This is a genomic window from Pseudomonas sp. SGAir0191, from assembly GCF_002812565.2.
GTDB classification, from domain to species: Bacteria; Pseudomonadota; Gammaproteobacteria; order Pseudomonadales; family Pseudomonadaceae; genus Aquipseudomonas; species Aquipseudomonas parafulva_B.
In genome coordinates, this window is sequence record NZ_CP025035.2 from 2,452,332 (window position 1) to 2,474,633 (window position 22,302).

Annotated in this window: 30 protein-coding genes; 19 read left to right on the forward strand and 11 right to left on the reverse strand. The window is 60.2% G+C overall.

The genetic code is table 11. The features are described 5' to 3' along the window. Nucleotides 1–42 precede the first annotated feature (42 nt). From hbdH to CWR53_RS10955, 3 genes are all read left to right on the forward strand, one after another. Nucleotides 43–813 (forward strand): 3-hydroxybutyrate dehydrogenase, encoded by a 771-nt coding sequence (gene hbdH / locus CWR53_RS10945; RefSeq protein WP_100851505.1) that lies wholly within the window; start codon nt 43–45, stop codon nt 811–813. A 75-nt stretch (nt 814–888) separates the two neighbouring features. After that, a complete protein-coding gene (locus CWR53_RS10950) occupies nt 889–1,164 on the forward strand; it encodes a peptidylprolyl isomerase (RefSeq protein WP_058604150.1) in 276 nt (91 codons plus the stop codon). A gap of 131 nt (nt 1,165–1,295) precedes the next feature. After that, on the forward strand, nt 1,296–3,779 hold the full coding sequence (locus tag CWR53_RS10955; protein WP_100851506.1) for an autotransporter outer membrane beta-barrel domain-containing protein: 2,484 nt from the start codon (nt 1,296–1,298) through the stop codon (nt 3,777–3,779). Nucleotides 3,780–3,821: 42 nt separating this feature from the next. Here CWR53_RS10955 and CWR53_RS10960 read toward each other — a convergent pair whose 3' ends face one another. Beyond that, nucleotides 3,822–4,445, reverse strand: coding sequence for a LysE family translocator (locus tag CWR53_RS10960; RefSeq protein WP_100851507.1), 624 nt, complete (start codon nt 4,443–4,445; stop codon nt 3,822–3,824). A gap of 129 nt (nt 4,446–4,574) precedes the next feature. Here CWR53_RS10960 and CWR53_RS10965 point away from each other — a divergent pair, with 129 nt between their 5' ends. Both CWR53_RS10965 and CWR53_RS10970 read left to right on the forward strand, forming a co-directional pair. Further along, nucleotides 4,575–5,396 (forward strand): AraC family transcriptional regulator, encoded by an 822-nt coding sequence (locus tag CWR53_RS10965; RefSeq protein WP_100851508.1) that lies wholly within the window; start codon nt 4,575–4,577, stop codon nt 5,394–5,396. 97 nt (nt 5,397–5,493) lie between these two features. Continuing rightward, complete coding sequence (locus tag CWR53_RS10970; RefSeq protein WP_100851509.1) at nt 5,494–6,105, forward strand: LysE family translocator; 612 nt, start codon at nt 5,494–5,496, stop codon at nt 6,103–6,105. Here the strand turns inward: CWR53_RS10970 and CWR53_RS10975 are convergent. Beyond that, nucleotides 6,086–6,778 carry a metallophosphoesterase gene (locus CWR53_RS10975; protein WP_100851510.1) on the reverse strand — a complete coding sequence of 231 codons (693 nt, stop codon included), beginning with the start codon at nt 6,776–6,778 and terminating at the stop codon, nt 6,086–6,088. The two genes, CWR53_RS10970 and CWR53_RS10975, sit on opposite strands and share 20 nt — an antisense overlap. Before the next feature lie 112 nt (nt 6,779–6,890). On the opposite strand from CWR53_RS10975, the gene CWR53_RS10980 reads away from it, so the two are divergent. Both CWR53_RS10980 and CWR53_RS10985 read left to right on the forward strand, forming a co-directional pair. Then, on the forward strand, nt 6,891–7,631 hold the full coding sequence (locus CWR53_RS10980) for a carbon-nitrogen hydrolase family protein (protein WP_100851511.1): 741 nt from the start codon (nt 6,891–6,893) through the stop codon (nt 7,629–7,631). Beyond that, nucleotides 7,628–7,870, forward strand: coding sequence for a hypothetical protein (locus tag CWR53_RS10985; protein ID WP_100851512.1), 243 nt, complete (start codon nt 7,628–7,630; stop codon nt 7,868–7,870). The genes CWR53_RS10980 and CWR53_RS10985 overlap by 4 nt, the downstream gene beginning before the upstream one ends. On the opposite strand, the gene CWR53_RS10990 is transcribed toward CWR53_RS10985, so the two are convergent. Beyond that, a complete protein-coding gene (locus CWR53_RS10990; RefSeq protein ID WP_058604142.1) occupies nt 7,855–8,373 on the reverse strand; it encodes a methylated-DNA--[protein]-cysteine S-methyltransferase in 519 nt (172 codons plus the stop codon). The two genes, CWR53_RS10985 and CWR53_RS10990, sit on opposite strands and share 16 nt — an antisense overlap. 136 nt (nt 8,374–8,509) lie before the next feature. On the opposite strand from CWR53_RS10990, the gene CWR53_RS22975 reads away from it, so the two are divergent. Continuing rightward, a complete protein-coding gene (locus tag CWR53_RS22975; RefSeq protein ID WP_023533860.1) occupies nt 8,510–8,680 on the forward strand; it encodes a hypothetical protein in 171 nt (56 codons plus the stop codon). A 92-nt stretch (nt 8,681–8,772) separates the two neighbouring features. Here CWR53_RS22975 and CWR53_RS10995 read toward each other — a convergent pair whose 3' ends face one another. Beyond that, nucleotides 8,773–9,099: a hypothetical protein gene (locus CWR53_RS10995; RefSeq protein ID WP_058604141.1), complete on the reverse strand. Its 327-nt coding sequence runs from the start codon at nt 9,097–9,099 to the stop codon at nt 8,773–8,775. A gap of 214 nt (nt 9,100–9,313) precedes the next feature. Between CWR53_RS10995 and CWR53_RS11000 the strand changes: the two genes are divergently transcribed. Beyond that, nucleotides 9,314–9,622 carry a hypothetical protein gene (locus tag CWR53_RS11000; protein WP_100851513.1) on the forward strand — a complete coding sequence of 103 codons (309 nt, stop codon included), beginning with the start codon at nt 9,314–9,316 and terminating at the stop codon, nt 9,620–9,622. Between the two features lie 458 nt (nt 9,623–10,080). Then, a complete protein-coding gene (locus tag CWR53_RS11010) occupies nt 10,081–10,311 on the forward strand; it encodes a hypothetical protein (RefSeq protein WP_058604138.1) in 231 nt (76 codons plus the stop codon). A 36-nt stretch (nt 10,312–10,347) separates the two neighbouring features. Here the strand turns inward: CWR53_RS11010 and CWR53_RS11015 are convergent, their stop codons facing one another. Then, the gene (locus CWR53_RS11015) at nt 10,348–10,656 is read right to left on the reverse strand and encodes a hypothetical protein (RefSeq protein WP_100851515.1); all 309 of its coding nucleotides are present in this window, start codon (nt 10,654–10,656) and stop codon (nt 10,348–10,350) included. A 315-nt stretch (nt 10,657–10,971) separates the two neighbouring features. On the opposite strand from CWR53_RS11015, the gene CWR53_RS11020 reads away from it, so the two are divergent. Continuing rightward, a complete protein-coding gene (locus tag CWR53_RS11020; protein ID WP_058604136.1) occupies nt 10,972–11,229 on the forward strand; it encodes a hypothetical protein in 258 nt (85 codons plus the stop codon). A 462-nt stretch (nt 11,230–11,691) separates the two neighbouring features. Here CWR53_RS11020 and CWR53_RS11025 read toward each other — a convergent pair whose 3' ends face one another. After that, a complete protein-coding gene (locus tag CWR53_RS11025) occupies nt 11,692–11,991 on the reverse strand; it encodes a hypothetical protein (RefSeq protein WP_058604135.1) in 300 nt (99 codons plus the stop codon). A 197-nt stretch (nt 11,992–12,188) separates the two neighbouring features. Here CWR53_RS11025 and CWR53_RS11030 point away from each other — a divergent pair, with 197 nt between their 5' ends. After that, nucleotides 12,189–12,521 carry a hypothetical protein gene (locus tag CWR53_RS11030; RefSeq protein WP_058604134.1) on the forward strand — a complete coding sequence of 111 codons (333 nt, stop codon included), beginning with the start codon at nt 12,189–12,191 and terminating at the stop codon, nt 12,519–12,521. Between the two features lie 99 nt (nt 12,522–12,620). Further along, on the forward strand, nt 12,621–13,199 hold the full coding sequence (locus tag CWR53_RS11035; RefSeq protein WP_058604133.1) for a GNAT family N-acetyltransferase: 579 nt from the start codon (nt 12,621–12,623) through the stop codon (nt 13,197–13,199). Nucleotides 13,200–13,649: 450 nt separating this feature from the next. Here the strand turns inward: CWR53_RS11035 and CWR53_RS22980 are convergent, their stop codons facing one another. Both CWR53_RS22980 and CWR53_RS11040 read right to left on the reverse strand, forming a co-directional pair. Continuing rightward, nucleotides 13,650–13,883 carry a hypothetical protein gene (locus CWR53_RS22980; RefSeq protein ID WP_058604132.1) on the reverse strand — a complete coding sequence of 78 codons (234 nt, stop codon included), beginning with the start codon at nt 13,881–13,883 and terminating at the stop codon, nt 13,650–13,652. A gap of 42 nt (nt 13,884–13,925) precedes the next feature. Then, a complete protein-coding gene (locus CWR53_RS11040) occupies nt 13,926–14,342 on the reverse strand; it encodes a hypothetical protein (RefSeq protein ID WP_058604131.1) in 417 nt (138 codons plus the stop codon). A 166-nt stretch (nt 14,343–14,508) separates the two neighbouring features. On the opposite strand from CWR53_RS11040, the gene CWR53_RS11045 reads away from it, so the two are divergent. Both CWR53_RS11045 and CWR53_RS11050 read left to right on the forward strand, forming a co-directional pair. Then, on the forward strand, nt 14,509–14,946 hold the full coding sequence (locus CWR53_RS11045; RefSeq protein WP_058604130.1) for an acetyltransferase: 438 nt from the start codon (nt 14,509–14,511) through the stop codon (nt 14,944–14,946). Nucleotides 14,947–15,034: 88 nt separating this feature from the next. Beyond that, nucleotides 15,035–15,412: a VOC family protein gene (locus CWR53_RS11050; RefSeq protein WP_058604129.1), complete on the forward strand. Its 378-nt coding sequence runs from the start codon at nt 15,035–15,037 to the stop codon at nt 15,410–15,412. A 99-nt stretch (nt 15,413–15,511) separates the two neighbouring features. Here the strand turns inward: CWR53_RS11050 and CWR53_RS22985 are convergent, their stop codons facing one another. Then, nucleotides 15,512–15,679 carry a hypothetical protein gene (locus CWR53_RS22985; RefSeq protein WP_165919287.1) on the reverse strand — a complete coding sequence of 56 codons (168 nt, stop codon included), beginning with the start codon at nt 15,677–15,679 and terminating at the stop codon, nt 15,512–15,514. 120 nt (nt 15,680–15,799) lie between these two features. Then, nucleotides 15,800–15,988 carry a hypothetical protein gene (locus tag CWR53_RS11055; RefSeq protein ID WP_100851516.1) on the reverse strand — a complete coding sequence of 63 codons (189 nt, stop codon included), beginning with the start codon at nt 15,986–15,988 and terminating at the stop codon, nt 15,800–15,802. 176 nt (nt 15,989–16,164) lie between these two features. On the opposite strand from CWR53_RS11055, the gene CWR53_RS11060 reads away from it, so the two are divergent. After that, entirely contained in the window at nt 16,165–16,515 is a 351-nt protein-coding gene (locus CWR53_RS11060) for an integrase (protein WP_100851517.1), read from the forward strand. A gap of 32 nt (nt 16,516–16,547) precedes the next feature. Beyond that, nucleotides 16,548–18,134, forward strand: coding sequence for an ABC-F family ATPase (locus CWR53_RS11065; protein ID WP_023533837.1), 1,587 nt, complete (start codon nt 16,548–16,550; stop codon nt 18,132–18,134). On the opposite strand, the gene CWR53_RS11070 is transcribed toward CWR53_RS11065, so the two are convergent. Next, nucleotides 18,116–19,159: a dienelactone hydrolase gene (locus CWR53_RS11070; RefSeq protein WP_100851518.1), complete on the reverse strand. Its 1,044-nt coding sequence runs from the start codon at nt 19,157–19,159 to the stop codon at nt 18,116–18,118. The two genes, CWR53_RS11065 and CWR53_RS11070, sit on opposite strands and share 19 nt — an antisense overlap. A 190-nt stretch (nt 19,160–19,349) precedes the next feature. Between CWR53_RS11070 and yghU the strand changes: the two genes are divergently transcribed. After that, nucleotides 19,350–20,189, forward strand: coding sequence for a glutathione-dependent disulfide-bond oxidoreductase (gene yghU, locus CWR53_RS11075; RefSeq protein ID WP_058604069.1), 840 nt, complete (start codon nt 19,350–19,352; stop codon nt 20,187–20,189). 350 nt (nt 20,190–20,539) lie between these two features. After that, the gene (locus tag CWR53_RS11080) at nt 20,540–22,243 is read left to right on the forward strand and encodes an amidase (protein ID WP_058605462.1); all 1,704 of its coding nucleotides are present in this window, start codon (nt 20,540–20,542) and stop codon (nt 22,241–22,243) included. The last annotated feature ends 59 nt before the right edge of the window (nt 22,244–22,302 follow it).

The window sequence follows — 22,302 nt, forward strand, 5'->3', positions numbered from 1 at the left end:
CTTCGTTCCAGTCAGCGCCGGTGCGCTGCTAGGGAGCTTTGCATGACCCTCAAAGGCAAGACAGCAGTGATCACAGGTTCCACCAGCGGCATTGGCCTGGGCATTGCCCATGTGCTGGCGCGAGCGGGGGCCAGCATCGTGCTCAACGGCTTTGGTGATCCTTCACCGGCCATCGCCAGCCTTGAGCAGTTAGGGGTGCAGGTGCGGCATCACCCCGCTGACCTTGCCGATGCTGCTCAAATCGAGGCCCTGCTGGCCTTTGCCGAACAGGCATTCGGTGCCGTGGACATCCTGGTCAACAATGCGGGAATCCAGCATGTGGCACCCGTCGAGCACTTCCCGGTGGATAGCTGGGACAAGATCATTGCCTTGAACCTGTCTGCGGTCTTCCACGGCACTCGCCTGGTGTTGCCAGGCATGCGCGCCCGCAACTGGGGGCGCATCATCAACATCGCCTCGGTTCATGGGCTAGTCGGCTCCACAGGCAAAGCCGCGTACGTCGCCGCCAAGCATGGGGTGATTGGCCTGACGAAGGTCGTAGGGCTGGAAACGGCCATGAGCGGCGTGACCTGCAATGCCCTGTGCCCAGGCTGGGTATTGACGCCGCTGGTGCAGCAGCAGATCGACGCACGTGCAGCAACCGGCATCGATCCCCAACAGGCACAGCGGGACTTGCTCGCGGAAAAACAGCCTTCGCAGGCGTTCGTAACCCCTGAGCACCTCGGCGAACTCGTGCTGTTTCTGTGCAGCGAGGCTGGCAGCCAGGTACGCGGTGCAGCCTGGAACATGGACGGTGGATGGCTGGCGCAATAAGCCCTGCCGATTCGCGCGGCTAGCGGTGCGTCGGGCATAATGCCTGCTTTCTCTCGCTGCATGCACAGGTAGATCATGAAAGCCCAAGCCCGCCACATCCTGGTCAAGACTGCTGACGAAGCCGAAAAGCTCAAGCAGCGCATCGTCAAGGGTGAGGCGTTCGATGTGCTCGCCAGGAAGTTCTCCCTCTGCCCCTCGGGCAAACGTGGCGGTGACCTCGGGGAGATTCGACCTGGGCAACTGGTCGGTGCGATCGACCAGGTCATCTTCAAGAAGCCCCTGCGCGTGGTGCATGGGCCCGTGAAGAGCAAGTTCGGGTATCACCTGGTGCAGACGTTCTACCGCGACTGAGTCTCTACACAGCCGATTCATGCTCATCACCTAGCAGTTCTGCCAGTTGTCTCCCGCAAGCCTGCCTCTGTAAAAAGTGCCTGAACCCGCGCAATCGACGATGCGCGCTGGCTTCGAATGGAGGCTTTGCTATGCGTGTACGACTGATTGTGGGCTCACTGAGTCTGCTGGGCGCAGCCCTGCCACCGGCTCAGGCAGCTTGCACATTTTCCCCGGGCGCCGGTAACGACACGTATGTCTGCGACAGCGGGTCATCGCCTTCGCTCGTCGATGCCGAGGGCGACAACCGCCTGGTGTTTCCGGCGAATGGCACCGGCGCCATCGAAGGCGATGTCACCTTCGGTCCAGGCCGGGACAGTATCGACATGGCCTCCGGCACGATCGCCGGCAACGTCAATCAGGGCGGCGGCATCGATGACTTCGTCATGAGCGGCGGCGTGATCGAGGGCAACGTCAACCAAGGTGACGGACTGGACACCTTCTACATGTCCGGCGGCTGGATCAAGGGCACCTTCGACAGCGGCGACTACGCCGAAATGGATGGCGGGCGGATCGGAAACGTCAACCTGCGCCTGGACAAGAATACCTTCATCATGCGCGGTGGCAGCGTTGACAGGAACGTCATCGCCGCGTTCGACACCGATTACATCGAAGTCTTCGACGGCACTATTGGCGGCAATATCAGTGTCAGCGGTGGCGACGACAGCGTTTTGATTCATGGCGGCAGTGTCGGGGGGGATGTGTTGCTCAGCACGGGTAACGATCGCTTCGTATGGGATGGCGGGACGATCGGCGGAAAAGTCGATGCCGGGCCGGGCGATGACACTGCGCTGCTATCCGGTCTCAACCCGGAAACGCTGATCATCACGATCGATGGCGGCGAAGGCAACGATGCGCTCACGTTCGATAATAGCCGCGCAGTGGGCGGTGCTAGCTACCTCAATTGGGAGACGGTGGCGTTGACCAATCTCAGCCAGCTGGCGCTCAACGACACCCTGGTGCTTGGAGACGCCGGCACCGGAACCGGCAGGCTCACGCTAGACAACAACAGCGTGCTTGCCTCCAGCGAGGGCGTGATCAGAGCGTTTGGTCCAGGGCAACGGGCATCGGTGAGCAACGCCGGAACGCTCAACCTCACCGAGGGTGGCGATGCCCTGGGCCGTCTTACTCTCCAGGGCGACTATGTCGGCGAAAACGGTCTCATGCGCGTGAACAGCGTACTGGCCGGCGACAATGCGCCCTCCGATCGCCTGGAGGTCAGCGCCGGGTCCATAACGGGGACGACCGGCCTGATCGTCAACAACCTGGGGGGAGCCGGCGCACCGACACTCCAGAACGGTATTCAGGTGGTGGAGGCACGCGACGGTGCCACCAGTACGGCCACCGCCTTCGTGCAAACGCAAACCCTTTCAGCGGGCGCTTACGACTATCGATTGTTCAAAGGCGGCGTCACCGCCGGCAGCGAGAACAACTGGTACCTGCGCTCGACGCTGGTAGCGCCACCGGTGGTAGCCACGCCGGTTGAGCCCGAGGCGCCTGCCGAGCCGGATCCCGAGCAACCGGCTGCTCCGCAGCCAGCGATCACCCCGCCGGTTGCCGCTCCGGCCCCAGGGCAACTGGACTTGCCCGCCCCGATCGTAGGCCACCCGAGCCTGCCGCTGTATCGTCCCGAGGTCGCGGTCTACGCCGCCGCCCCCAGGGGGGCTGCTGTCGTGGTGCGCCAGGCACTGGGCACTTTCCATCAGCGTCAGGGTGATCAGCAGCTGCTGGAGGGTCAGGGCGCATTGCCTGCTGCTTGGGGTCAAGCGTACGGCGGCGCGCTCCGTCAACAGTGGAGCGGTACTGTCAGCCCCAGCCTCGATGGCGACCTGTATGGCTTCAAGGTTGGTCAGGACGTGTACGCTCATGTGAGTGATACCGGCGCCCGTCAACACGCAGGGGTGTACGTGAGCCAGTCTCGCTTGACGGCCGGCGTCAAGGGCTTTGCATTGGCACAGGAGGACCGCCGCGTCGGTGAGCTGCGCCTGGATGGCAAGAGTGCAGGTGCGTACTGGAGCTGGGTAGGTGCAGACGGTGGCTATGTGGATGGCGTTTTGCAATACACCCGTCTGGATGGGCGGGCGCGCTCGGACCGCGGCGACAAGCTGGACCTAGACGGGGACGCCTGGGCCGCTTCGCTGGAAGCCGGCGTGCCCATAGCCTTGTCATCGCACTGGGCAGTCGAGCCCCAGGCCCAGGTCATCGCCCAGAAAACCAGGTTCGATACCGCCAGCGATCGTGTTTCGCGCATCGATCATGACGCGCAGGTCGAGCTCACTGGCCGCGTTGGACTACGCCTCGAGGGGCCATTCAAGCCCAACGGCACCCGGCTGCTGCAGCCCTACGCGCAAGTGAACCTGTGGCATGGAGACGGCGGGCGGGACACGCTGGTGTTCGACAACACGGACAAGGTAAAGACCGATTACCGCTATACCGCCCTGCAAGCCGAGGCAGGTGTTGCAGCGCAACTCAACACATCATTGAGCGTGCACGGCGGGGTTCAGTACACGACGCACCTGGACAGCCGTGAACAGGAGGCTAGCGGCGTCAACCTGGGTGTGCGCTGGCAGTTCTGACACGCAAGAGGGGCGCGCGGATAATACGCGCCCTGGCCTTCTTTAACGCCGGACGACCAACAGCCCTGCTCCAGCGCTTGCCAGCAACGCGGCACTGGTGCGATTGAACAACTTACGCGGCCGCGGCCTTGAGAACCATCGCGACAAATAAGCGCCGACTGCGGCGTAGAGCGCGATAGCTGCCCATTCCAGCAGCAGAAACAGAGCACCCAGTAGCAGGAACTGTTGACCTACAGACACGGGGCTGGCGACCGATACGAACTGAGGCAGAAAAGCCGTGAATATCAAGATGGCTTTCGGATTGCCTGCTGCAACCATGAACTCCTGACGCGCCAGACGCCAACTACTGCATGGCGGGTACCCAGCCTCGACAGCCGCCGCCACTGGCGCACGCCACAGTTGCCACGCCAGGTAGAACAAATACACCGCCCCAACCACCTTTATCGTCAGGAACAGGGTTTCGCTGGTATGCAGGACCACGGCCAGGCCCATGGCCGCAAGGCCTATCATGCCGCTGAAGGCCAGCAGGCGCCCTACCCCTGCAAGGCACGCGGTACGCAAGCCATAGCAACTGGCGTTATGCAGCGACAACAGGTTGTTGGGGCCTGGTGCCATGTTCAGGGCAAAGCAGGCCGGTATGAAAAGCATCAGGCTGGCAATGTCCATCTCTCTCTCCTCTGAATTCACGGGCTGTATCGCAGGTACCGGGCCGCAGCGTCAAGGTACAGCCACGTGCCACAACTGTACGGGCGAGCAGCGTCTGTTTAAGCTGTCGGTCATCACAAGGACCCTTCAATGCCCCATTCCACTACCACCCTGTGGCGAGACCCGCGCTTGCCGCAGGTCGAGAGCCGCCGCGCCTGTAACAGCCGAGCCTGCTACAAGCCCCATAGCCATCCGACATTCTCCATCGGTGCCGTGGACGCAGGTTCCAGCCTGTTCACGGGTGCAGGCTGCAGTACCGAGCGGCTCACCCCCGGTACGCTGGTGGCGGTCCCCGCGCACCGGGTCCATGCCTGCAACCCCGAGGCAGATCAGCCCTGGAGCTACCAGATGGTGCATGTGGATGCGAGCTGGCTGGCCGAGTTGCGCACTGAGTCCGGCCTGCCCTGCGGCGCCCCTGAGCAACCGGCGCGTGTCAGCCGGGATGCCGAGGCGTACCGCCGGTTCTGCCAACTGAATGCCGTGCTGTTTTCCGAGGCGACCCCGGTGCACAAGGAGGCCGAGTTGATCGCTTTTCTGTGCGACATGGATTTCGACACCTTCTCGCCCTTGGCCGCAGCACCCGCCCTTCAAGCCCCGGCGCTGCAGGGCTTGCTGACGGGCCTGCGCGACCAGGACCCGGCTCGCCTGACCGTGGAGTCACTTGCCCGTGAGGCCGGCCTTGGCCGTTATCAACTGATTCGCGCGTTCCGCGCTGCCACAGGTCTGACTCCGCACGCCTACGTGCTCAACGCCAGGATCAACCAGAGTCGTCGACTGCTCCGGCAGGGTCACCGATTGGTGCAAGTCGCCCACGACCTGGGATTCGCTGATCAAAGTCATTTCCAGCGGGTATTCAAGGCGCATGTCGGGATCACACCCGGGCTATACCTCAAGGGCCAGACCACGAAGTGAGGCTGCGCGGTCATCACCTGCAATATTGTTCAATACGCGGGGTGCATGCACCCGCACACTCGGGCAACTGACCTCAAGCGCCGAGTAACCTGCGACCATGCAAGCGTTTATCCTGATTGCCCTCGCCCACTTCCTGGCGCTGTTGTCGCCAGGGCCGGATTTCTTCCTGATTGCCCGAACTGCCATTGCCAGCGGCTGGCGCGTGGCCAGCGGTGCATGCCTGGGCATTGCCCTGGGCAACGGGGCGTTCATCGTGCTGGCCTTCACCGGTGTGTCCATACTGCAAGAAGGAAGCGCGCTGTTCGACCTGTTGCAACTAGGCGGTGCGGTTTACCTGATCTATCTGGGTATTGCCTTTGTGCGTCATGCCGGCAGTTCCAGCATCTCCCCGACTTCGGGCAGCAGCGCACCCACGTGGCGGCGCAACCTGCAGATGGGCCTGCTGTCAGGCCTGCTCAATCCCAAAAATGCCTTGTTTTATGCAAGCCTGGCCAGCCTGGTAGCGGGCAGTTCCACGGTGTGGAAGGTGTCGTACGGAATCTGGATGTTCTGCGCGGTGCTTGCCTGGGACTTGCTGGTCGCCGTCGGCATAGGCCACCCATGGGTGCTGCGGCGATTCAGCAGTGCCCTGCCCTTGCTCGAACGGCTATCGGGCCTCGTGTTGCTGCTGCTCGGCGTGGGTTTGCTGATCACGCTGGCGTGGCGTTGACCAGCGTCAGCGTACGCAGGTCCATCAGACTGAAATGCCCACTGGTCCATCCCCCGGTATCCAGATGCCACACATTGCCCAGCTGCCTGACAGACTGGACGGTGGTATGACCGACCAGCAGGGCACGCAGCCCATTTACGGGCGTGATATCGCCCTGCTTCAAACGCCGCCTAGACCACAGGCAGGTTTCAAGCACGTCTGGGTCATCGTCCAGTTCGAGCCAGGTACGCAGGGTCGACCAGTCATCGAACGGGCAATCGGCATGCAACAGGCCCACCGGGCCGCTTGCCGACTCGACCTGTAAAGCGATCGGCATCTGTTCAAAACGTTCGACAATGCGCAGTTGCTCAGCGGCCGTTGAATCGATGAACCACCCACCCCCAGCCGCACGGTACATGGCCAGGTCCAGCCGGCCGCCCCGTACCAGGTTGATCGCCAGCGACTCGTGGTTGCCCTGGACCGCGTAAAACCATGGCTGCTCCAGCCAGCGCAGGGCCGCCCGGCTCGAGGGGCCGCGATCAACCAGGTCGCCGACGCTGAACAGCCGATCCTTGTCCGTGTTGAAACCCACGGCGTCCAGGCTTTGCTGCAACCGGTCGAAATGGCCATGTATATCTCCCACAGCCAGGTCTCGACCCAGAACATTGGCGCCAACCACCCGGAAACGCTGCATGATCTGATTCCTTTGCAAGTAGGCAAAGACGCTAGGCCCTTGCCTGGACAGCATGGCACAAGCGTCGGGTCGGGAGTATGCTCGGCGATCACGTACCAGGGAAGGAAGTGTCATGAAGCTGTGCGCTGCGCAACTGGGTCCACTCAAGGGCGATGTGGCTGCTAACGTCAGGCGTCATCTGGCCTGCATCGAACAGGCCGCGAACGTGGGCGCTGCCGTGATCGTCTTTCCCGAATTGTCGTTGACCGGTTACGAACCCAGCATTGCCCGTCAGGCTGCGCTGCCCTTGGACTCCCCACATCTGGACCCGCTGCAAGCGGCAAGTGACCGCCTGGGCATCATCGTTGCGGCGGGATTACCATTGCCAACCCCGAACGGCATCCAGATCGGCATGCCGATCTTTACCCCAAGCGCCCCGCGCCAAGCCTATGCGAAACAGCGCCTGCACGAAGATGAGCTGCCCTACTTCAACGCTGGGGCGAGCACTTCGCTGATCCAGGCGGCGCAGCACCGAATCGCGCCGGCCATCTGCTATGAATCCATGTTCATGGCCCACGCTGCATCGGCCAAAGAACGAGGGGCAGACATCTATCTGGTCAGTGTGGCCAAGACGGCAAAAGGCGTAGGGCAAGGACACGCGCATTATCCGCAGGTGGCGCGAGAACTGGGCTTGATCGTGCTGATGGCCAACTGCGTTGGACCTGCTGACCATTTTGTGGCGGCCGGTGGTTCTGCGGCATGGGACAGTGAGGGCCGCCTGCTGGGTTGCCTGGACCCTCACAGCGAAGGCATGCTGCTACTGGACACCGAGGCTGACACTGCCAGCATCATGCCGCTGGTCGCGCCAGCGTGATCTATCTGGTAATGGCCCTGGCGAGCTACGGGCTAAGCTACTACGTGGTCGGATTGCTACTCCATGGCCAGGTGGCTGACATCGCCGAGGGCATGCGCCATCGCACCAATGCCCCGACCCCAGGTCAATACCTGCGCGCCGTTGAGCAACGGTTGCGCCGGGTGCGCTGGGAGTACTCGCTCATGGTAGGTACGGTCCTGACGGCGACGTCGTGCGCTGGCGTCTACTGGCTAGGCTGAAGCTGCAAATCCAATGGCAACGTTTGCCGGCCTTCGAGGGCCAGTAGCAACTGCTTGGCTGCCAGCCCACCGGCAAAGCCGGTAAGCCCGCCGCTAGCCCCTATCACGCGATGACAGGGTGCGATGATCGAAATCGGATTGCGCCCATTGGCAGCCCCCACCGCCCGCACGGCACTGGGGTTGCCGATTTGCTGGGCGATCTGACCGTACGTGCGGGTTTCACCGAAGGGGATGCTCAGCAGCGCGTCCCACACCTGACGCTGGAACGCCGTTCCAGTGAATGCCAAGGCCAGATCGAAACGTTGACGTTTACCGGCAAAGTATTCGCTCAGTTGATGTGCGGTTTCGATCAGAACAGGGCAGCGGTCGTCACGCTGCAGCGGGCCAAGGCGTACCCGGTTCTCTCGTTCCTGCTCCCACAGCACGGCGATCAGCCTTTGATCCTGAGATACGAGGGTCAGCGTGCCCACTGGCGATGGCATGAGGGTGTACAAGCTGGGCATATCGCGACTCGGGATTAAAAGGGCAGCTTGCGACGGGGTGCTTATGACAAAGCGACTAACCGTAATGGAACTGAATTACTGCGAATTAGCACCGGTCAACACTTGTGAACGCTGCAAGAAACTGACGAGGTGAATCATGACTATCGAAGCTGAGACGCTCGCACAACTCGCACAAGCCCTGAAAGCACAAGGGGCCAGGTTGATCGCTGACCTGACGTTCATCCGCGCGCCTTACCGGTGCGGCAAGCGCTGGGTATGCAATGTAGTACGCCGCAAAACCGCACGCAAGCCTGCACTGCTCCAATGAACGGCGAGCGAAACCACCACACTGTTCGATAGGCGAAGGACCGCCCTTTTTCCTGCAATCACCTACATAGGCAAACCCGCCCACCGCAGGTGTCAATCAAGGCATTCGCGTGCCGCCACCCTCAGCTTGTCGCCTGACAGAAAGCTGCCTTTGTAGAACGTTGCACGGCTACCCTCGCCCGATTCGATCACCTCCAACACATCATCGGTAGTCACCGCACTTGGCGCTGTCATGCGTACGCCATGGGGTATGGATTTCTGCGTTGAATTGGGTGCCAGTGCCTGCCACTGCGGCATGACACACGCTGCATATTGCTGGGGCGTTTTGGATGTGAGTTTGCTGGCGGTGGGCTTGCCAGGTGAGGCGCAGCCCACAAGTGCTATGCACAACGCCGCCACGACATAAAGGTAGTTAGGCATTTCTTTGGCCTCGATCAGTCGCGGGCATTTTAGCAAGTGATAGCAGGAACGAGGAATGGACCATCGTCGAATGTTGGAAACATCGCAGTTGCCCGTTTTGAACTACCTGCGGAACGAATGCGGCCTGGGTTGTTTCTGATGATCAATCCTGCACAGCCACGATGATGTGGGCACTGCTTGACTGATCTAATTTGGCTATTCGTTGGAGTCCTACATGGTGTGGTGGCTTGAAGTACTTGCACAGTTTGCAACATCGACTGGTCTGGCCATGGTGTGCATGCTGGTGTTCTGGACCTATGGGCTGGCGTTCGGCAGGCTGTACATGAAGCTGCTCGCTTGTCTGCTGGCCAGCGTGCTACTGATGGTCGCTGCGTTCCCACACGGGGTGAATTTTGCTACAGGGCTAGGCGCAACAGTGGGCAACAGTCACTCATTATCGTTGTTCCTGGCTGATGCCAGCGGGGTTATCGCTGCGGTTCTGATCGCGTCTTTCTTCTTCAATCCGGAACGCCTGATAGAGTAGCCGGCGCCGCACACGCTGTCGCCTGACAGTTCTGCCAGTAGCATGGGCAGGCAGTGGCTGGCAATGTTATCAGGCCAATCCCGGCACATGAACGCCTAACCCAAGGATGCCGCCCCTATGAATGAGCCGTCTAAACAAACGCGGTTGTTTTACCAGAACGATAAGCCGGTGACCCTCGTGAGCCCCGAGCAGCGTCACCAAATCTTTCGCACCCCAGATACAGCGCTTGCAGAAGCCCGTGCTGATGGCAGCCCTGCCTTACTGGGCACGGACGTTCAAGGGTCGGTGCTGATGGTCCAATCCGGAGAACAGGCACCGTCCTGATGGGGGGCTTGGCCAGGTGGAGAAAGAGTGGTTCTAGGCGCTTTATCGTCATGCGCCGTTGCCGCAAGCGTCGCCAGGCGCAGCGGACGCGAACATGCTAACGTTGACGCATCTCTCAGCGAGTCAACGTGTTCATGGAATCACTCGATTGCATCAAATCGGACTTGGTCAAAACCGCAGATCATCTAGAAGCGCTTGGCAAAGCCTTAAATGGCCATGCGCGCTTCATACAGGCGCGGGGTGCCCATCCTGATCAGATCGACGTGGACGCACACATTGAAGCCCTTGCACAGGTAACCGAAGCCCTGCGCGAGGTAGCAACCAAGATGCAGAGCTCGCTTTGCCCTACGGTGCCTAACAAGTAACGCATTGTGTTCGATCTCCACGTACTGAAGATCGCTTCAACGAAACCTGAGCTTGACCACCTTGCTCAAAGCCCACCCGCTGAACACGTAGAACAGGTCCAAGTACAAGCGGCCGGCATAATTGGGCATTGGGTGGTTATCGATGAGCTGCTCAGGGCCGGGGGTGGGCGGCATGAGCGCATAGAATGCATTCGGGATCAGGGCCAAGGCGATCAGCAGCAAGTAGGTTGCCCCTCTGATCCATTGCGCGCGTGGTGAAGGCTTGGCTGACCATTTGACGCCGTAGTACGCGATCAGCCCTGCTACAGGCAATATCCAGAAATGTGTTGGGATACCAATGAACATTTCAGCTACAGCACTTCTTGTTTCCACACACTTTCCTCCGATTGAATAAGCGAAGTATTGCGGTTGGGTTCGTCAAAAGCAAAGCACCCATGACGCCTCTACCCGCCTGGCTGCTATTCGAGCGTTCAGTTGACCTCTTGAGTAAAGGCATCTGTCACTTTCAGAGCGCAGTCACTGCTGCTGGGTTTGCATCCAGCGTGGATGCAAACCCAGTACACGTTCCGTACCGCGCGTAGTAGCGTTCGGCTTTCGACGAACTGCCAGGGTCCGTTGCTATTGCCCACGGACCGGGCCACTCACGAACTGGGAAGTCAAATGGAACACGTTCATTCCGTCAGCCAAGACGTCATCGATTCAGCACTCATCGCGTTTTCACGTTTCAAAATTGGTGAAATCAAGGTATTCGATCTTGAAAGCGCAATGAGTTATGAAGCCGGGCAAGCGCTTGCCCGCAGCGGACTGGTGCGATTCTCGATTCACAAGATGCCTTCGGGGCGGTACCGCATCAGTGACGAAGGCGAAAACGCGATTACCGAAGCAGGCCGAGCACGGCTGGAGGTGATCAGGGGCTGAGTCGGTGATTGGCTGCGAGCAATCACCAAAGATGCAGCGGCACGCGGCACGGGGTGACCCGTGCCGCCTCGCACATCAGGTACCCTGACTCCAATGAGCGGCGATCGCCAATACAACGAAAGCCACCACCGCTTCCACAACAAGGTAGATACCGTAGAAATCCTCTGAAAACATACGCAACTATCCGCTTGAAAGACGCCTGTCCACGGCCGGGCGACCCGGCGCGTAAGTCAGATAAGCGATGGCATTCAGAAGTTCACGCCCAGTGAGCACTATCAGGCAACGCCGGGCGGTATCCCATCTTTGTTCTTGTCCTTGAGGCGCGCTTTTTCCTCCTCGGTGGCGTGAGCCGGTACCTCATCTTTCTTGGGTTCATGCTGCTGATCAGTCATGCTCAAGCTCCTCAACGTGTGATGCGTTAGGCATTGGTCGCGCCCAGCAGTTCAGACGTATCGGCAGCCATCAGGTTCCATGATCACGCTTGGGGACACCCAGGGAATTGCACGAAGCCACTTCACGGGCCTTCATGACGCCCCAGGCCAATGCCCGGGACATGGACTCCTTTGGGCGGTCATCGAACGCCTCCTCATAGACAGGCATGCCGCCTGGGGCATAGACACCGATGAACAATTGAACCCGGCCGTTTCGCGACAAGCGAACCTGAACGTTTATCGACGTTCTGTCGATCAACGTCTCTTCGTGCGCGCGGTGGTGCAACGTAGGGTCAGCCCAGGACCAGAACACACTGCCGCGCATCCGCATCGCGCCTCCTAATACTTTAGTCTAATGGCCACTACGAGGGACATTAGCTGCCCGCCGCTTGGGCTACTAGCAAAATATGGCATCGAGCCTTATCGATCAGACGAGCGGAAAACGTCAGTGCCATAATGCTGGACTTTGCCGACCGGGAGCTATTAGCGATGCCTGGACACACTGCACATCTGCCGCGAGCATAAATCATGAACACGTTAGTTACCTTCTTCGCGGCCGCGGTGATGCCACTGTTGGCGATAAGCCTGACGGTCATGGCGCACCGGCATGTCATGAAGAAATGGCGAGCGAAGATCGATACCGAACTTGCAGATGCCTTGAGCACCTTGGGGGTCACTAGGTACACATTGCTGGTCGACAAATTGACCTCGCCCAGTACGGACAGAACCGCCCAGGTCTATCGCATCCTCCGTGGCGAGCGTGAAGACCATTATCTGTTCATGAAAATTGGAGACCAGCCAGGCCTGCTCAAGCCGCTGAGCAAGGAACGGGCTTTGTTGGCTGTGCGGGTCAATGGTTAATATGCCTTAAAGGACGCATCAGCCTGACTTTGATAAGCACAGAGCGTCAGACTCAGGCCGATAGCCTTACTCGTTAAAGGACCAAAAGGTATCAACTCCATGGATGTTCACCCCACGCTTTTTACTGATCGGCTGGTGCTCACGCGTCTGTGCTTGGAGGACGTTGCCTTCATCCAAGAGCAATTCCCCCAATGGGAGGTAGTGCGCTATCTGGATAGTCGGGTTCCATGGCCTTACCCAGCCGACGGCGCCCTGGCCTATGTTCGCGACATTGCGCTGCCGGGAATGGCGGCAGGTTGTGAATGGCATTGGATGATTCGCATGCGTGATGACCCTGGCTGCAGGCTGGGCAGCATTAGCCTGTTCGAACAGCCCGGAAACAACAGGGGTTTCTGGCTGGCACCGCAGTGGTGGGGTCGCGGTTACATGCGTGAGGCGTGCGCAGTCGTCACCGCCTACTGGTTCGAAACACTGGCGCGGCCGATCATGCAGGTGCCCAAGGCGGTGGCCAATCACGCATCTCGTCGAGTATCAGAATTCGAGGGCATGCGCTTGGTGGGCTTGCAGAAAGGATGGTTTGTAAGCGGCTTGATGGACGTTGAACTCTGGCAGATGACGCGGGTTGACTGGTTGGCAAATACCGCAGCTTACAGGGCTGATGGTCGCGGTATTGGTTGAACTGGAAAGGAGCCATTTGATTCGACTCACCTGAGCCCTGCTTATTGCTAACGCCGTCCTGACCGGGACACTTGGTGGATGAGGTTGCAATGAATAAAGGTCTACTAATCGCCCTGATGGCGACCCTGCTTACAGGATGCAATCACTACTTCAACAGCCCCTATGGAAGTCGCTGGGATCAACGAAACATCCCCTGCGACGCTACACCACCGAATCAACCTGGGTGCTACGACAATGTGCACCAAGAGGGACTTCTCAACAGGCTTTTTGAAAAGGACTAGTCATGGCTACTGTCTTCACCCGCTTGTTCAAGCGCAAAGATAAGTCAGGGCAGGCTGGGCTCAACCGTTCAACCGATTCCAGCCAGATCAGCCATGCCTGCTCCGTTGCGTTCACGAACAACGACGAGCCAGCGCCCATTACCTGTTCGGGACGACACCATGACGGCCATCACGTCAGCAACAGCGACCTATCGAGTGACAGCCATTCTGGCGACAGCGCATCGAGTTCCAGCAGTTGTGACTGACGACCCGTCATCGTCTGGGTAACCAGGTCGCGATCAGCCATATCACACCTGTCGCCAGCACCCAAGGCCACCTGCTTGCGGGGCTCATTGCCATTGCGACCAACGCGATAACGATCAATGCTGCCCCAGCCCATCGCTTGCGTGCTGGTGTAAACCATCTCTGAAAACGCTTCTGCATGCGTGTCCCGTTTATAGGCAGGTCAGGGAACAGCACCGCCCGCCTGCTTCATTTCCTGCAAGGCCATACGCCTGTGCTGCAGCGCTGACTGATCTTCGATCCTACGCACCGCCAGTGTTCTCAATACCTCATAAGCAAGCGCGTTACAGGCAGGCTTCGATACGCCATCCCCATGCTTGATGTCGATAGCCGCTTGCCGGCGCTCAATCTCCATCCTTGCGGGGTCATACTGAAATGCTGCCGCATGCTCTTCAAGCATCACACTATTGGCAGCAGCCAGGTCGACATCCAGCAGTCCGGTGATCGCGCACTGCTCCCCGGTAATGGATGACAGCGCAAAGCCCTTGTACTGAGCCTCCCCCATCACCGGCCTTACAGGTGGCGCAGTACAGCTCGACAGCATGACAGTTGCCATAAGCAGCCATTGTGGGTTTTTCATCAGGTCACGCCAGGTCTAATAAAGTTGATGAGCCATGCATTACAATCGGCCGCGTCAAATCCGCGCTCAAGGCACTGCACGCTCGGCCACGATACTGATGGCGCGTAGGCTTCCTATCACTCCTACCGCGCCCCTTTTACAACCATTACCCGTTAAGGATGATGCCATGATCATTCGCCAGGCTACCAATGCCGATCATCCGCTACTGTTGGACATTTGGCTGCGCGCTGTGCGCGCTACCCACCATTTCCTGCAGGAAACCGATATTGAGGCATTGCTTGTTCAAGTGCGCGATGTCTACCTGCCCGCTGTCGAATTATGGATCGCGGAAGAGCCCAAGGACGGTCCGCTTGGGTTCATCGGGCTTAATGAAAGCCACGTAGAAATGCTGTTTATCGAACCCGATCGGCGAGGTGAAGGCATCGGCCGCGCGCTATTGGATCATGCCCGCAGTTCGCGCGGTCAAATGAGTGTTGATGTGAATGAGCAAAATCCGGAAGCGGTTGGGTTCTATCTGCATTATGGTTTTATCCAAACAGGCCGCTCCCCTCTGGATGGCGAGGGTCGCCCCTTCCCCTTGCTGCACTTGAGCTTGCCTGGCTAGCACTGCTGTCAGGGAGCGCTCTGTTTCGCTCGGTGGTCAGGACGAAAAGCTCATCGGACCCCAACTGCTCACCTAGAGAGGCAGAGAAATGATCGACCATCTTGATCACCTCGTTTTGACAACCATCGATGTCGAGGCATGCAAGGATTTCTACACCCGCATCATGGGCATGAAGCTGGAAAACTTCGGTGCTGGGCGCTTGGCTATGCGCTTCGGTGAGCAAAAGATCAACGTGCACGTGCGCGGCCACGAATTCGAACCCAAAGCTCACTTGCCGGTACCGGGCGCACTGGACCTCTGCTTCATCGCCTCGATCAGCCTTGAGGAAGTCGTGGCCCATTTGAAAGCACAACAGTGGCCAATCATTGAAGGCCCCGTTCAACGTACCGGCGCCACAGGACCTATCCGATCCATTTATGTGCGCGACCCGGACCTCAACTTGATAGAGATATCGGAGCGGCTCTAGTCGGTTTCGCAAAGCAGAACGTGGAAATCCAGGCAGGCCTGGATTGGTCTCAAGAAATTGAGCAGGCTATCGGGGGCTGCCGGTGGCGGCCCCAAATGATCAGGAAAAGAGCTTGAACGCTACCCAGCTCGTCGCCAGGGCAAACACTGCGCCCGCAGCAGCCGACAGAAAGATGCTGCGCGCCTGGTGCTGCGTGCCCTCGCGGACCTCGCTGCCCAGCTGTGCCAGGTTCTCTTTCATCTGCTTGATAACTTGATCATGGCTCATGGTCGTCCTCGCTTGGGATGCCAGGTCACGCCTGTCGCAAGACCCTATGGCGCTAGTGTCGACCGAATCGGCGTAAAGCTCAAGACCGCTCGGCGCAAGCCTGTTTTCTCAGTGGGCAGGCTAGAGCTTTTGAATGAAGGCAGCAGCGGTAACGATGACGGTGACTAGCCCTCCCACCGCGACAAATGGGTAAAACAGCGTCTCGCGCTTCATTTTGTTGGCCTCGGCGATCAATTCTCGCGCCTCGGCAGTGAGCTTGTGAATCTCAGCCTGAAGCTTCTCAAGCTCCAGCTCCTCCTTCTCGGTCATTGGTCGTCCTTCCGTACCTCGAGCCGCACCCCGTCGTGCGTCTTGTGTGCTGCATTATGTGCGCTTAAGTTAGGTGATGCAGCATGCCGCTGTTTTGCAGCTCGGCAGCTTTTCCGATTTCATGAGATTCCACACGGTGCCTGGGGCGGCCGCCGTCAGCGGCGGCACTTCGCTGCATGACATCCAGATTGACGCACCAGCAAGACCCTTTCGTATTCCAGCCGAACAAAGGTGGGCTGTGGATCGACGAGGCAAGTGTTACAATCCGCCACTTCAAATCAGCGCTCAAGGCGCTGAACATCCGTGACCGCCGGCAGTACGACACCCGCCACACCTACGCAACCATGTGCTTGATGCCTGGGATGAACCCTACGTTCATTGCAAACCAGCTCGGCCATAGCGTTGAGATGTTGCTCTCGACCTACGCGAAATGGATCAGCTCCTCCTCGGACTGGAGGGAGCTGGAGAAGCTGCCGCCCCGCGTCAGATTGGCCCATGCGTGGTCCAACCGTGACGCAAGGGGCTAAATACACCTCTGGAACCCCCGCAGGACAAGCACTTGATCTCCACAGCAAACATCACCATGCAATTCGGCTCCAAGCCGCTGTTCGAAAACGTTTCGGTCAAATTCAACAACGGCAACCGCTATGGCCTGATCGGCGCCAATGGCTGCGGCAAGTCGACCTTCATGAAGATCCTGGGCGGCGACCTGGAGCCTTCTGGCGGTCAGGTGATGCTCGAGCCGAACACGCGCCTGGGCAAGCTGCGCCAGGACCAGTTCGCCTACGAAGAATTCACCGTGATCGATACCGTGATCATGGGCCACGGGCATCTCTGGAAGGTCAAGGCCGAGCGTGACCGTATCTATTCGCTGCCTGAAATGTCCGAAGAAGACGGCATGGCTGTCGCCGAGCTGGAAACCGAGTTCGCCGAAATGGATGGCTATACCGCCGAGTCGCGCGCAGGCGAATTGCTGCTGGGCCTGGGTATTCCCCTGGAGCAGCATTTCGGCCCCATGAGCGAAGTGGCGCCAGGCTGGAAACTGCGCGTGCTGCTGGCCCAGGCGTTGTTCTCCGACCCGGACGTACTGCTGCTCGACGAGCCGACCAACCACCTGGACATCAACACCATTCGCTGGCTGGAAACGGTGCTCACCGCGCGTAACAGCACCATGGTGATCATTTCCCACGACCGCCACTTCCTCAACAGCGTGTGCACCCACATGGCTGACCTGGACTACGGTGAGCTGCGCCTGTTCCCCGGCAACTACGACGAGTACATGACCGCCGCCACCCAGGCCCGCGAGCAGTTGCTGTCAGACAACGCCAAGAAGAAAGCCCAGATCGCCGAACTGCAAACCTTCGTCAGCCGCTTCTCGGCCAACGCCTCCAAGGCCAAGCAAGCCACCTCGCGGGCCAAGCAGATCGACAAGATCCAGCTGGCCGAGGTCAAGCCGTCGAGCCGGGTCAGCCCGTTCATCCGCTTCGAGCAGACCAAGAAACTGCACCGCCAGGCTGTGACGGTCGAAAAAATGGCCAAGGCCTTCGACGACAAGGTGCTGTTCAAGGACCTCGGCTTCACCGTCGAAGCCGGAGAGCGCGTCGCGATCATCGGGCCCAACGGCATCGGCAAGACCACCTTGCTGCGTACGCTCGTGGGCGAGATGACCCCGGACAAGGGCGAAGTCAAATGGACCGACAGCGCGGAAGTGGGCTACTACGCCCAGGACCACGCCCATGATTTCGAAGACGACATGACCCTGTTCGACTGGATGGGCCAGTGGACATCGGGTGAGCAGGTGATCCGCGGCACGCTGGGGCGCATGCTGTTCTCCAACGATGAAATCCTCAAGTCGGTCAAGGTCATCTCCGGTGGTGAACAGGGCCGCATGCTGTTCGGCAAGCTGATTCTGCAAAAGCCCAACGTGTTGGTCATGGACGAACCGACCAACCATCTGGACATGGAATCGATCGAAGCGTTGAACCTGGCACTGGAAAACTATCCAGGCACCCTGCTCTTCGTCAGCCACGACCGTGAATTCGTCTCCTCGCTTGCGACCCGCATCATCGAGCTGTCAGCCGATGGCGTGGTGGACTTCAGCGGCACCTACGACGAATACCTGCGCAGTCAGGGCGTGGTGGCTTGATTCAGCGTAATCGCTGAACGCCTCTGAGGCTGCGGGGCATCGAGCGTCTGCTCGAAGAACGCAGCCGTCTCGCGTTGCAGCGAACGATGGATGTGCCGGCGGTCCACACCCTCGGCATCCTTGCACAGCGCCGGCATGCGCAGGGCCTGCTCGGCGTCGCAATGCGCCATGAACACGAAATGACCGGCGCCTGCCAGCAGGCGGTAGTCAGGTGTGAGGGGTAACTTGCGAGCCAGGGCCTGGGCGTTGCGATCCACCGCCACGAGCTGGTCCTTGTCGCCGCTGTAGATGAGCGCCGGCAGGTGCACATCGACCAGGGCGTGGCGTCCGAACAGCAGGCTCAGTGGCGCCATCAGCATCACTGCGCCGACGCGTGAGTCTGCCTGTGGCGACAGTTCGCTGCGGTCGGCAATCAATACACCGTGGGTTTTGCAGGCATCGTGATCATCCGGTCGCTCGAGACAATACGCACGCAGGCGATCAAGGTCGGGGCGCGCGCCGGCCAGGATCAAGGCAGTTTCGCCGCCAGCCGAATAGCCAATCAATCCGACTTTCCCGCCATTGAGCCGAGGCCCAAGCAGTGCATCGCTGCGCGCTGCGGTGATAGCGGCGCTGACTTGCAGCGGCCGACCGTACAGATTGCTCAGGGTGCCCAGCCGGCTGGGGTCGCGGGCATTGTCGCCTGGGTGGACCACGGCCACCACTACATACCCTTGCTTGGCCAGTGAGGTTGCCAAATAGTGCAAGGCCAGTGGGCTACCGGTGTTGCCATGCGAGAGCACGAGCAACGGAAAACGCCCTTGGGCCACAGGCGCCTCTTCAGCCACCTCCAGCGCGTAACCGTCGATGTGGCTGGCGCGGGCATGCCCCTTGGCGGGATAGAACGCCAAGGCTTGCATCGGGCGGTTGTCTACCGGGTCGGTCAGGGTCATGTGATGCAGCCCTGCCACCCAGGGCGCAGCATCAGCGGCGCCCATCGGGCCAACGACCATGGCCAGTGCCAGCAAGCAACGAGAAAGGATCATGGGGGCTCTGCGCATCTGCCACTGGATAGCTTGAGCTTAATCGCTGCCCTCCCGTCAAAAATGAAAAACCGATGAAACATCGGCTGCGCCATGGCAGATCCGTTTTGTGTTTGTGCGCGTCATCGAACCCGTGGCATATAGGCAGGTCAATCAGACGTCGTCGATCATTCGCAATCGTGGAGAGCCGAGCATGAGCACACCCGCTTACCAACCCCCGAAGGTATGGCGCAACGAAGCGGCCTCGGGGGGCCACTTCGCCAGTATCAACCGGCCGGTCGCCGGGCCTACCCATGACAAGGATCTGCCAGTGGGCGAGCAACCGCTGCAGCTTTATTCGCTGGCGACACCCAATGGCGTCAAGGTCACCATCGCCCTGGAAGAGCTGCTGGAACTTGGCCATGCCGGCGCTGAATACGATGCCTGGCTGATCAGGATTGGCGAGGGTGACCAGTTCTCCAGCGGATTCGTACAGGTCAACCCCAACTCGAAGATCCCCGCATTGCTTGACCGCAGCGTCGAGCCGCCGGTGCGGGTATTCGAATCAGGCTCCATCCTGCTGTACCTGGCCGAGAAGTTCGATGCCCTGCTCCCGCAAACGGCCGCCGAGCGCACCGAAGCCCTGAACTGGCTGTTCTGGCAAATGGGCGCGGCGCCGTACTTGGGTGGTGGGTTCGGGCACTTCTACGTCTATGCGCCTGAAAAGATCGAGTACGCGATCAATCGCTTCACCATGGAAGCCAAGCGCCAGCTGGACGTGCTCGACCGCCGTTTGAGCGAGACCACCTACCTTGCCGGCGGCCATTACAGCATCGCCGACATAGCCGTGTGGTCATGGTACGGCCAGCTGGTGCTGGGCAACCTCTACAACGCTGCTGAGTTTCTCGCGGTTCACGAATACCCCAACGTTCAGCGCTGGGCCCAGGCGATCGCTGCACGGCCCGCCGTGCAGCGGGGCACGCGGGTCAACCGGACCTGGGGAGATGAATCCAGCCAGGTACCGGAGCGGCATTCGGCAGCGGACCTGGACTGAATGGCCCGTTGATGTCGGGCGGCCCTGATTGCAGGGCCGCCCAGGCGTCAACGAAGCGTCCTCGCTCAATGCCCCCATGCATGCACCCATTTGCCCGTGCGCACACCTGCGCACGCTTTAACCTTCTTGTACACTCCCCGCATTAGCCTAATGCCGTTCACCTCTAGGGCCGCTGCGCGGCCCATCGCCGCACAAGGCCGCTCCTACAATGCTCTGTGAGCCTATGAACTCAGGTGTCACGCGGTCAGTGTAGGAGCGGCCTTGTGCCGCGATGGGCCGCGCAGCGGCCCCAACGATCCTGGATGAACAGCATTACCGCATTACCCCAACCTGCATTTTCTGGTGAACGCATGATCGAGGTAACCGAGGTTTCCATCGCCGAGCTGCGCAGCGCGCTCGAGTCGGGCCGCACGACGGCGGTCGAACTGGTCAAGGCCTACCTGGCCCGCATAGACGCCTATGATGGCGCCGACACCGACACCGCCCTCAATGCCGTGGTAGTCCGCAATCCTGATGCACTGGCCGAGGCCGAGGCCTCCGACGCCCGCCGGGCCCGTGGAGAGGTGCTCGGGCCATTGGACGGCATACCCTACACCGCCAAGGACAGCTACCTGGTAAAAGGCCTGACCGCAGCGTCCGGCAGCCCGGCCTTTAAGCATCTGGTAGCCCAACGCGACGCCTTCACCATCGAACGGCTGCGCGGGGCCGGCGCCATCTGCCTGGGCAAGACCAACATGCCGCCCATGGCCAACGGTGGCATGCAGCGCGGCGTCTATGGCCGCGCCGAGAGCCCCTACAATGCGGCATACCTGACCGCGCCCTTCGCTTCAGGCTCTTCCAACGGTGCCGGTACCGCGACAGCTGCGAGCTTCAGCGCTTTTGGTCTGGCCGAGGAAACCTGGTCCAGCGGCCGCGGCCCTGCGTCGAACAATGGCCTGTGCGCCTACACACCCTCACGCGGGGTCATTTCGGTAAGGGGTAACTGGCCCCTCACGCCGACGATGGATGTGGTCGTGCCATTCGCCCGCACCATGCATGACCTGCTGGAAATTCTCGACGTGGTCGTGGCCGATGACCCTGATACCCGGGGTGACCTGTGGCGGCTGCAGCCTTGGTTGTCGATCCCGAAGCCCTCGCAGGTACGCCCAGCCAGCTACCTCGACCTGGCAGCGGGCACCGCCGCCTTGCAAGGCAAAAAGTTTGGCGTACCGCGCATGTACATCAACGCCGATGAGCACGCGGGCACGTCGGAAAAGCCGGGTATCGGCGGCCCCACTGGCCAGCGTATCCATACGCGGGCAAGTGTCATGACGCTCTGGCAGCACGCTCGCCAAGCCCTGGAAAACGCCGGTGCGCAGGTTGTGGAAGTCGACTTCCCGCTGGTCACCAACTGCGAAGGCGACCGGCCGGGCGCCCCCACCGTCTACAACCGTGGCATCGTCAGCAAGGCTTTCCTGCACGATGAGCTGTGGGAACTCTCCGGCTGGGCGTTCGACGATTTCCTGCGTGCCAACGACGATCCGAATCTCAATCGGCTGGCGGATGTGGACGGCCCGCAAATCTTCCCACACGACCCCGGCACTTTGCCCAACCGTGAGGATGATCTGGCCGCTGGCATGGACGAGTACGTCACCATGGCCAAGCGCGGCCTGAAGACGTGGGATCAGATCGAGACCCTGCCTGACGGCCTGCGTGGCCTTGAACAGACTCGCAAGATCGACCTGGAAGACTGGATGCAAACCCTTGGGCTGGATGCCGTGCTGTTCCCTACCGTGGCCGATGTAGGGCCTGCCGATGCTGATGTGAACCCGGTGTCGGCCGACATCGCCTGGAGCAATGGCGTGTGGGTGGCCAACGGCAACCTGGCCATACGCCACCTGGGCGTGCCCACAGTCACCGTACCCATGGGCGTGATGAGCGACATTGGTATGCCGGTAGGCCTGACCTTCGCGGGGCGGGCCTACAGTGACAATGCGCTGTTGAGCTATGCCGCAGCGTTCGAAGCCACGGGTTCACGACGGATCATTCCGCCACGCACCCCAGCCTTGGGCTGAAAGCACAGGTGAGCGCCAGGCAACTCGCATAAATCAACATTATGTGTAAATATGCACAA